General features: G+C 68.9%; 8 protein-coding genes and 2 riboswitches. Of the genes, 3 read left to right on the top strand and 5 right to left on the bottom strand.

The window, feature by feature from the left end:
* Positions 1 to 30: 30 nt before the first annotated feature.
* From STRTUCAR8_RS29160 to STRTUCAR8_RS29140, 5 genes are all read right to left on the bottom strand, one after another.
* Positions 31 to 1782, bottom strand: a complete 1752-nt coding sequence (locus STRTUCAR8_RS29160; RefSeq protein ID WP_234372651.1) for an ABC transporter substrate-binding protein — start codon at positions 1780 to 1782, stop codon at positions 31 to 33.
* Positions 1783 to 1838: 56 nt separating this feature from the next.
* Positions 1839 to 2837 carry an ABC transporter permease gene (locus STRTUCAR8_RS29155; RefSeq protein WP_006379686.1) on the bottom strand — a complete coding sequence of 333 codons (999 nt, stop codon included), beginning with the start codon at positions 2835 to 2837 and terminating at the stop codon, positions 1839 to 1841.
* Between the two features lie 423 nt (positions 2838 to 3260).
* A complete protein-coding gene (locus STRTUCAR8_RS29150; RefSeq protein WP_044473090.1) occupies positions 3261 to 4073 on the bottom strand; it encodes an enhanced serine sensitivity protein SseB C-terminal domain-containing protein in 813 nt (270 codons plus the stop codon).
* A 210-nt stretch (positions 4074 to 4283) separates the two neighbouring features.
* Positions 4284 to 5081, bottom strand: a complete 798-nt coding sequence (locus STRTUCAR8_RS29145; RefSeq protein WP_006379688.1) for an enhanced serine sensitivity protein SseB — start codon at positions 5079 to 5081, stop codon at positions 4284 to 4286.
* 93 nt (positions 5082 to 5174) lie between these two features.
* Positions 5175 to 5855 (bottom strand): AAA family ATPase, encoded by a 681-nt coding sequence (locus tag STRTUCAR8_RS29140; RefSeq protein ID WP_006379685.1) that lies wholly within the window; start codon positions 5853 to 5855, stop codon positions 5175 to 5177.
* 230 nt (positions 5856 to 6085) lie between these two features.
* Positions 6086 to 6186: riboswitch (glycine riboswitch) on the top strand.
* A riboswitch (glycine riboswitch) is annotated at positions 6187 to 6312 on the top strand.
* 34 nt (positions 6313 to 6346) lie between these two features.
* Here STRTUCAR8_RS29140 and gcvT point away from each other — a divergent pair.
* The 3 genes from gcvT (at position 6347) to glyA (ending at position 9291) form a co-directional block, all read left to right on the top strand.
* Positions 6347 to 7465 carry a glycine cleavage system aminomethyltransferase GcvT gene (gene gcvT, locus STRTUCAR8_RS29135; RefSeq protein WP_006379690.1) on the top strand — a complete coding sequence of 373 codons (1119 nt, stop codon included), beginning with the start codon at positions 6347 to 6349 and terminating at the stop codon, positions 7463 to 7465.
* Positions 7466 to 7604: 139 nt separating this feature from the next.
* Positions 7605 to 7982, top strand: a complete 378-nt coding sequence (gene gcvH, locus STRTUCAR8_RS29130; protein ID WP_006379689.1) for a glycine cleavage system protein GcvH — start codon at positions 7605 to 7607, stop codon at positions 7980 to 7982.
* Positions 7983 to 8028: 46 nt separating this feature from the next.
* Positions 8029 to 9291 (top strand): serine hydroxymethyltransferase, encoded by a 1263-nt coding sequence (gene glyA / locus STRTUCAR8_RS29125; RefSeq protein ID WP_006379684.1) that lies wholly within the window; start codon positions 8029 to 8031, stop codon positions 9289 to 9291.
* Positions 9292 to 9301 lie beyond the last annotated feature (10 nt).

Below are 9301 nucleotides of genomic sequence, written 5' to 3'. Positions count from 1 at the left end.
ACCAATGCCTTCACCTGCCTTCCGGGGCTGCTACTTCTTCGTGGTGCCGATGTTGAGGTAGTCGTACTGACCGCTGAACGCCGCCGTGGAGACCAGGTTGGTGAAGTTGGCCGGGCGGTACAGCAGGACCTTGAAGTAGGTCAGCGGGACCAGCGCCGCCGCGTCCATCGTCTTCTTGTCGATCTCGGCGTACATGCCCTCACGCGTGGTCTTGTCCTCGGTGCCGATCGCCTTCCCCAGCAGGTCGTTGACGCTCTTGTCGTCGAACTGCGAGAGGTTGGTGTTGCCCGAGGCACCGATGGCGGAGCCGTTCAGGATCTGCTGGAGGAAGCCGAAGCCGGCCGGCCAGTCGGCACCCCACTGCATCATCATCAGACCGACGTTGTTCTCCGCGTCCCACTTCGGGACACCCGCGTAGTCGGTGAAGTACTTGCCCGACGGGAACTGCTTCAGGCTGGCGTTGATGCCGGCCTTCTTCAGCGAGTTGATGATCGCGGTGGCCGCGTCGATCTCGGCGGGACGGTCACTGCGCGCGGTGATGCTGGTGTTGATCGTGGTCTGGCCACAGGCCTTGAGAGCGTCCTTGGCCTTGGCCACGTCACCCTTGTTGCCGTCGGTGGCGTAGACGTCCGACTTCGCGTAGCCCGGGATGTCGGGCGGGAGGACGGTCGTGGCGATGTCACCGCGGATCGGGCCGCCCTCGGCGGTCTGCACCGAGACCTTGTCGATCGCGTACTGCACGGCCTTGCGGCAGTCGACGTTGTCGAACGGCTTCAGCTTGGTGTTGATCGCCATGTAGACGAGACGGCCACCGTAGGTGTTGTCGGTGCTGGCCTTCTTGTCGGCGTCGTTGAGGACGCTGGCCTGGGTCGCGGCCTGGACACCGGTACCACCGAGGTCGATCGCGTTGCCGGCCTGGACGTCCTGGTCGATGGTCTCCGGGTTGACCTTCAGGTTGACCACGATCTTGTCCGGGTACTGCTTGCGCAGCGGGTCGGTCGCGGCGTCCCAGTTCTTGTTGCGGACGAGGACGGCGGACTTGCCCTCGTCGTAGCTCTGGAACTGGTACGAGCCCGAGGACACGATGCTCTTGACGTAGTCGATGCCCTTGTCCTTGGACTGGGGCACCGGCGCCGTCTGCGGCTGCGCGGCCAGGTAGTCGAACTCCTGGAAGGCGCGGTTGAGCTTGAAGACGACCGTCGTGTCGTCCGGCGTCTGGATGGACGCCAGGCCCGCCGGGTTCTTGTCCTTGTAGGGACCCTTGTACTTGTCGCCGCCCTCGAGGAACTGCTGGAAGTAGTTCGGGCCGAGGGAGAGCACGTCACGCGCGAAGTTGGAGCGCTCGACGGCGTACTTGACGTCCTTCGAGGTGATCGCGGAGCCGTCCTGGTACTTCAGCCCCGGACGGAGCTTGTACGTCCAGGTCTTGCCGCCGTCGCTCGGCACACCGGCGCTCTCGGCGAGGTCCGGGACCAGCTCGTTGCCCTTCTGGCCCGGACCGGGCTTGAAGGTCATCAGCGAGCGGGCGTACAGCCGGCTGAAGTTGAACATGTAGCCGTAGTACGTGTTGCCGGGGTCGAAGGAGTCCGGGACGTCGGACAGCTCGTAGGTGACCGTGCCCCCCTTCTTGTCGGACACGTTGACGACGCCCGTGGTCGCCGCGTTGGCCCCAGCCGCCTTGGTACCGTCGTCCGTCTTACCGTCATCGGCTTTGCTGCAGCCTGCGAGCAGCAGACTCGCAGATCCGATCGCCGCAACCGCGGCCAGCGCTGACCTTCGCATGATGGTCTGCTTCTCCTCCATTGTTGGAAACTTGCCGAACTCCCGCGCAGGCCGCATCAGCGGCTGCGCGGGTCGAGTGCGTCCCGGAGACCGTCACCGAGCAGGTTGAACGCCAGGACGGTCACGAAGATGGCGAGGCCGGGCACGATCATGAACTGCGGGTCGACCTGGTAGTAGGTGACCGCCTGGTTGAGCATGCCGCCCCAGGAAGCCTGCGGGGGCTGGATACCGACGCCCAGGAAGCTGAGGGACGCCTCGAAGAGGATGTTGGTCGGGATGAGCAGCGTCGAGTAGACGATGATCGGGCCGACCAGGTTCGGCAGCAGTTCCCGGAAGAGGATGTACGGCCCCTTGGCGCCCATTCCCCGGGAGGCGTCGACGAACTCACGCTCACGCAGGGCCAGCGTCTGGCCTCGGACGATGCGTCCCAGGTAGGGCCAGTTGAAGAAGCCGATGACGAAGATCAGCACGGTGATGTGGAGCGGGAGCCCTTCAAGGCCGAACGCGCCGCCCTGCAGCGTGGCGGAGATGGCGATGGCGAAGAGCAGAAGGGGGAAGGCGAGGAAGGTGTCCATCAGACGGCTGATGACCGTGTCGACCCGGCCGCCGTAGTAGCCGGCGACGACACCGAGGATCGTGCCGATCACGTTGGACAGGATCGTGGCACCGAACGCGACGACCAGCGAGACCCAGGATCCCTCCAGGATGCGGGTGGCGATGTCTCGCCCGAACTTCGGTTCGACACCGAGCGGGTGGTCCCAGCTCATGCCGCCGAAGTCGCCCGTGGGGAGGGAGGTGTTGGGGTCGATCAGGTCCTGGTTGAAGGCGTTGGGGTCGAGGCCGAACATCGCCTGGATGGGCCGGGAGAGGATCGCGGTCAGGATCAGCAGGATGACGATGACGCCGCCGACGACGGCCACCTTGTCCCTCTTGAACCGGGCCCAGGCGATCTGACCCAGGGAACGGCCCTCGATCTGCCCCTTACCGGCACCCGCGAGCACAGCCTCCGGCTGTGCCTCGGTTTCCGCTGCGGTGGTCTCGATCGGTGCGGTCACAGTGACCCGACCCCTCTCGCCGGTGGTGACCGGCCTACGCCTGCCGCTGTCTGCGGCTTGATCCACTTGCCTGCCGGGACGGGCCGCAGATGATGCGGTCCGGTGACCCGGCTGTTCGTTCCTGCTGACGATCCGTGCTGATTGGTCGACTGAGCCATGCTCCGCCCGACCGCAGGATCGATGACCCCATCGTCTGACAGGCGAGTCTTCAGTGATTCGGCGATCACGTGAAAGGTCTGTCGGCGAAAGTATGCGTAAACGTGATGCTGTCCTGTGGATTCCGTTATCCGAACACCGGGTAACGCCCCTCGGACGCGGGGCAGTTGGGACAGAAGGGACAATCCCATACTATCGCGACCATCCGCCGCGATCTACGCGCGAAGACAGTGGCGCGCGAATTCGGCCGTACGTGTGACGGTCCGCTCAGTAACGACCCCGCGCCGGCGGATAGCCGTATCCCGCCGCCGGAGACTGCGGCGTCTGGGGCGGGGCGGCGACCGCGTGCGCCTCCCGGTCGTAGAACGGCCGGGCGTTCGCGCGCAGCCACATCACGACCGGGTCCTGCTCGTCCGACATCGCGACCGTCGACACCGGCAGCCCGTCGGGGACCGCCCCTATCGACTGCTGCATCATCGCGCGCACCGAGTCCACGGCCGGCGGCGAGGTCTCGTACACGTCCAGTCCGATGGCCAGATACGGCGCACCGAGCGCCGGCTGCACCCAGGCCCGGCGCAGGGAGCGGACCGCCGGGGTGCGGTGGGCGTTCTGCGAGAGGAGGGCGTAGAACTGCGGGATCTCGATGCCGGGCTCGGCCAGTCGCAGCGGTCCGGCGGGCTGGCGCTCCAGGCCCGCGGCGATTCGGCGCAGGTCGAGCCAGGGGATGCCGACGCCACCGCCCGGGGAGTGCGGGTTGAGCCAGAGGCCGTACTGGTCCGGGTAGAGGGTGCGGGCCACGTCGAGGCCGTCGACCACCTCGTACGACCTGTTCCAGCCGCTGACCGACAGCTCCTGGGCGGAGGTCACGCAGGGCGCGTAGCCGTATCCGTCGACCTGCATGTTTCCGTACTGCGCGTCGGGGGAACCGGCCTGGCCGTGCCAGAGCAGCATCCAGATCTGGCCGGAGGACGGGGTGGCGAGGGCGCGCAGGAGCGCCTCGTAGGCGTCGTAACGCCCGGGCGTCACCTGGCGCAGCATGTGCTCGACCTGACCGGCCGCGGCCGTGCCCGACGCGCTCACCATTACCGCCCCTTCGTAACACCGACCGTGCTGTGCGTCTCTTAGCTTAAGCGGCGCCGCTGACAGACACGGTCTGTGGAGGCGCCCAGGAGCTCGGGACTTGCCGTACTTGGGCGGCCGCGGGTCCATTGTGGCTGGTCGCGCCCTGCGGCGCAGCCGCAAAATGTCGCAGCCCCGCGCCCCCAGGGAGTCGCACCTCAGGGACGTTCATCAGTACTCGTGTTGGTAGAACGGGCGGACCCGTTCCCGCAGCCAGTCCGTCACCGGGTCCTGGGCCGCGTCCAGGAAGACCAGATTGACCGGCCAGGCCGGGGCCGAGACTGTCAGGGCCCTGCCGACCGCGTCCATGGGGATGGTGCGGGCGACCGGGTCCCAGGGGGCGAGTTCGACGCCTATGAACATGACGGGGGCGGCCGTTTCTATCGTCGCCAGGCAGCGGCGGGCCGTCCGGACGACGCCCGTGCCGGCGAACTCCGCTGTCGCGGCGGCGAGGAAGCCGACCGGATCCTCCTGCCAGTCGGGCTCGTAGAGGCGGACCCGGCCGCCGCCGGCGCCGTCGAGGAGGGTGCGGCCGGAGCGGCAGAGCTGGGCCACGGCCTGCGGGGGCAGGGGAACGCCGACCACGCCGTCCGGGTTCACGGCGATGCCGACCTGGGGCGGCAGACCGCGGGCGAACTCGACGGCGGGGGCCACGGTGTACGACACATGGCCGCCGACGACCTGCCGGAACTGCTCCTCCGAGCTGAAGACCGGCACGTAGGCCTGGCCCGCGATGTCCATCGTGGGCAGGTCGAGGGGGCCGGTGTAGGGGCCGCCGCCGGACGGAAGGGGGACCCAGACGAAGCTGCGGCCGAGGACCTCGACGATGCGGGCGCCCGCGCCCGGGACGCCGAGGGAGGCCGAGAGCACCTCCTCCAGTTCGTTGCCGGGCCATCCGCCGTGCGAATGGGGATGCGCCTGGGGGAAGCCCCCGGGAAAGTCCGGGGGGAAGTCCGCCGGGATGTCCATCTGCCTACCGCCTGCTGTGAACCGCTGTCCTGAGTCCCTCAAGGGGAGTCCCTTAATGGGCAAAACCCTAACCGGCCCGGGCGGATACGGCGGTCAGTCCGCGAAGTCGATCCTGCGCAGGATGTCCGCCGCGTCCCGGTCGATCAGCACCGCCGAGCCGCAGCCGTCCGGCAGGTTCCCCTTCTCCACCGAGCGCAGCAGCCGCGAGGCCGCCTGACGGTGGCGCAGGAACGCGTACCGCGAAACGCCCCGGCCGCGTTCGCGCTGGCCCTCCAGGGCCTCGCCCGGGGTGACGTCGAGCAGGAGGAGATGCAGGGTGCCGCCCCGGCGGCGCGCCTCGCGGGCCAGCCAGCCGCGCACCCAGGCCTGCGTACCGCAGTCGTGCACGACGACTCCGGCGCCGGAGCGCAGGGCCCGGCGCAGTCCGGCGTAGTGGGCGAGGCGGACGAGGGGGCGGTAGACGGCGTAGGGGAGGAACGAGGGCGTACGGGCGTCCCAGTGGTCGCGGGTGTTCTGCGAGTCGATGCCGGTGGCGCGCACGGCCCGGCGCATCAGCGTGGACTTGCCGCTGCCCGGCAGGCCGGTGACCACGACGATGTCGCGGGCGCCGAAGGTGAGGCCGTGCGGGCTGTGGCCCGAGCGCTCCCGCAGATCGCGGATCACGGGTTCCGGGCGCGTGGCGCACGCCTCCCGGGCCGGGCCGGCCGGCTGCTTGGGCAGCGCGTCGGTCAGTGCGAGGGCCGAGGTCGCCGCATACGCCGTGGTCCTGTTCACCGTGTTCGTCCTCCCATGGGGTCGGGAAGTACCGTCCCCGTCGAGTGTAAAGAGAAGGTAATACGCGGTGTCTCTCGGTTGGGTCCGATTACTGCAACAGGCCTGCTACAGGGCGGTATGTGAGCAGCATGCGAGCCTGTGGCGGGGCCGTGCCCCCTCTGTGAAGGGTCCCCCTGCCGTGCCGAGGGAATGCGTGCGATGATGTGCCCGCCAACTGCATACCGGCCGCTTGAATCCGCGCGGGAGAGTTCCGGGACCCCTTGGGTACCCGGGCGCCGAAGGAGCAAGTCCCTCCCTTGAATCTCTCAGGCCCCGTTACCGCGCGGGCGAGGCACATCTGAAAAGCGGGCCGCGGGTCGTCATGACCGGTGGCTCCACCCAAGGTGCAAGTCAGTGACCTGCCGTTTCACCGGCGGTCATGACGAACCTCTCAGGTTCCGATGACAGATGGGGAGGAACGACCTCGCCGTCATGCCCTGGGAGCACTACCGATGAGCAGCACTTCTCTGCGTCTTACCGCCCTCGATGCCCTGCATCGTGTCCTCGGCGCGACGATGACCGACTTCGCCGGCTGGGACATGCCCCTGCGGTACGGCTCCGAACGCGACGAGCACCTGGCCGTGCGCACGAAGGCCGGCCTCTTCGACCTGTCCCACATGGGCGAGATCACCGTGTCGGGGGCGGAGGCCGCCGCCCTGCTCGACTACGCGCTGGTCGGCAACATCGGGTCCGTCGCCGTCGGGCGCGCCCGCTACACCATGATCTGCCGGGCCGACGGCGGCATCCTGGACGACCTGATCGTCTACCGCCTGGCCGAGACCGAGTACCTCGTGGTGGCCAACGCCGGCAACGCGCAGATCGTGCTGGACGCCCTCGTCGAGCGGTCCGCCGGCTTCGACGCGCTGGTCCGCGACGACCGGGACGCCTACGCGCTGATCGCCGTACAGGGCCCGGAGGCCCCCGGCATCCTCGCGGCCCTCACGGACGCCGATCTCGAAGGCCTGAAGTACTACGCGGGCCTGCCCGGCACGGTCGCCGGTGTCCCCGCCCTCATCGCGCGCACCGGGTACACCGGCGAGGACGGCTTCGAGCTGTTCGTGGCGCCGGGTGACGCGGAGAAGGTGTGGCAGGCGCTGACCGACGCGGGCACGCCCGTGGGGCTAGTCCCCTGCGGACTGTCCTGCCGGGACACGCTGCGCCTGGAGGCGGGCATGCCGCTGTACGGGCATGAGCTGAGCACCTCCCTCACCCCCTTCGACGCCGGGCTCGGCCGGGTGGTCAAGTTCGAGAAGGCGGGCGACTTCGTGGGCCGCGCGGCTCTGCGCGAGGCCGCCGAGCGCGCTTCGTACGAGCCGCCGCGGGTACTCGTCGGCCTGGTCGCCGAGGGCCGTCGCGTCCCGCGCGCCGGGTACGCGGTCGTCGCCGACGGCCGGGTGATCGGCGAGGTCACCTCGGGCGCCCCCTCCCCCACGCTCGGGAAGCCGATCGCGATGGCGTACGTCGACGCCGCGCACTCGGCGCCCGGTACGGCGGGTGTCGGCGTGGACATCCGGGGCAGCCACGAGCCGTACGAGATCGTGGCACTGCCCTTCTACAAGCGCCGGAAGTAACCCCGGCCCTCACTCCGGCGCCGGAAGCAGCCGGCGTCCCGACCGTTCGGCGTCCCGTGTCCTGCCCGCTGTCGGGCAGGCGGTCTCCCCGTAGTACCCCATGCAGGACCAGTCCCCCGCGTACAGGAGAATTCAGGCCATGAGCAACCCCCAGCAGCTGCGCTACAGCAAGGAGCACGAGTGGCTGTCGGGCGCCGAGAACGGCGTCTCGACGGTCGGAATCACCGAGCACGCGGCCAACGCGCTCGGCGATGTCGTGTACGTACAGCTTCCCGAGGTCGGTGCCACGGTGACCGCGGGTGAGACCTGCGGCGAGCTGGAGTCGACCAAGTCGGTCAGCGACCTGTACTCCCCGGTCACCGGTGAGGTCACCGAGGTCAACGAGGACGTCTCCAACGACCCGTCGCTGGTGAACTCCGCCCCGTTCGAGGGCGGTTGGCTCTTCAAGGTGCGCGTCTCCGACGAGCCGGCCGACCTTCTCTCCGCCGACGAGTACACCGCGATCTCCGGCAGCTGAGTCCCCCGGCACACCCGGCACAAGGACGTAAGGACGTAACGACCCCATGTCGCTTCTGAACACTCCCCTGCACGAGCTCGACCCCGACATCGCCGCCGCCGTCGACGCCGAGCTGAACCGCCAGCAGTCCACCCTGGAGATGATCGCCTCGGAGAACTTCGCTCCGGTCGCCGTCATGGAGGCCCAGGGCTCGGTCCTCACCAACAAGTACGCCGAGGGCTACCCCGGCCGCCGCTACTACGGCGGCTGCGAGCACGTCGACGTCGCCGAGCAGATCGCGATCGACCGGGTCAAGGAGCTGTTCGGCGCCGAGTACGCCAACGTGCAGCCGCACTCGGGCGCGTCCGCCAACCAGGCGGCGCTGTTCGCCCTGGCCCAGCCCGGCGACACCATCCTCGGCCTGGACCTGGCGCACGGCGGCCACCTCACCCACGGGATGCGGCTGAACTTCTCCGGCAAGCAGTTCGACGTGGTCGCCTACCACGTGGACGAGGCCGGTCTGGTCGACATGGCCGAGCTGGAGCAGCTCGCCAAGGAGCACCGCCCGAAGGTGATCATCGCGGGCTGGTCGGCGTATCCGAGGCAGCTGGACTTCGCGGAGTTCCGCCGCATCGCGGACGAGGTCGGGGCCTACCTCTGGGTCGACATGGCGCACTTCGCCGGTCTGGTCGCGGCGGGGCTGCACCCGAACCCGGTGCCCTACGCGGACGTCGTCACCTCGACGACCCACAAGACACTGGGCGGCCCGCGCGGCGGCATCATCCTGGCGAAGAAGGAGTTCGCGAAGAAGCTGAACTCGTCCGTCTTCCCGGGCTTCCAGGGCGGCCCCCTGGAGCATGTGATCGCGGCGAAGGCCGTCTCCTTCAAGGTCGCCGCCTCGGACGACTTCAAGGAGCGCCAGCGGCGTACGGTGGACGGTGCGCGCATCCTCGCCGAGCGCCTGGTGCGGGCGGACGTCGGTGAGCACGGCGTGTCCGTCCTGTCCGGCGGTACGGACGTCCACCTGGTCCTCGTCGACCTGCGCGACTCCGAACTGGACGGCAAGCAGGCGGAGGACCGGCTCCACGAGGTCGGCATCACCGTCAACCGGAACGCGATCCCGAACGACCCGCGGCCGCCGATGGTGACGTCGGGCCTGCGGATCGGCACCCCGGCGCTGGCCACCCGCGGTTTCACGACCGAGGACTTCGAGGAGGTCGCGGATGTCATCGCCGAGACCCTGAAGCCGTCGTTCGACGTCGACGCTCTGAAGGCCCGCGTCACGACACTGGCCGACAAGCACCCGCTGTACCCCGGCCTGAACAAGTAGTTCCCTGGCG

Origin of the sequence: Streptomyces turgidiscabies Car8, from assembly GCF_000331005.1 — a bacterium.
Lineage (GTDB): Bacteria > Actinomycetota > Actinomycetes > Streptomycetales > Streptomycetaceae > Streptomyces > Streptomyces turgidiscabies.
The sequence above is the reverse complement of the archived record's forward strand: the minus strand, read 5'-3'. Positions and strand labels throughout refer to the sequence as shown.

What these genes read in the sequence shown, in the direction of transcription:
- glyA (WP_006379684.1), top strand. Translation starts at nt 8,029, where the DNA reads ATGTCGCTTCTGAACACTCCCCTGCACGAGCTCGACCCCGACATCGCC.
- gcvH (WP_006379689.1), top strand. Translation starts at nt 7,605, where the DNA reads ATGAGCAACCCCCAGCAGCTGCGCTACAGCAAGGAGCACGAGTGGCTG.
- STRTUCAR8_RS29160 (WP_234372651.1), bottom strand. Translation starts at nt 1,782, where the DNA reads ATGCGAAGGTCAGCGCTGGCCGCGGTTGCGGCGATCGGATCTGCGAGT.
- STRTUCAR8_RS29145 (WP_006379688.1), bottom strand. Translation starts at nt 5,081, where the DNA reads ATGGACATCCCGGCGGACTTCCCCCCGGACTTTCCCGGGGGCTTCCCC.
- gcvT (WP_006379690.1), top strand. Translation starts at nt 6,347, where the DNA reads ATGAGCAGCACTTCTCTGCGTCTTACCGCCCTCGATGCCCTGCATCGT.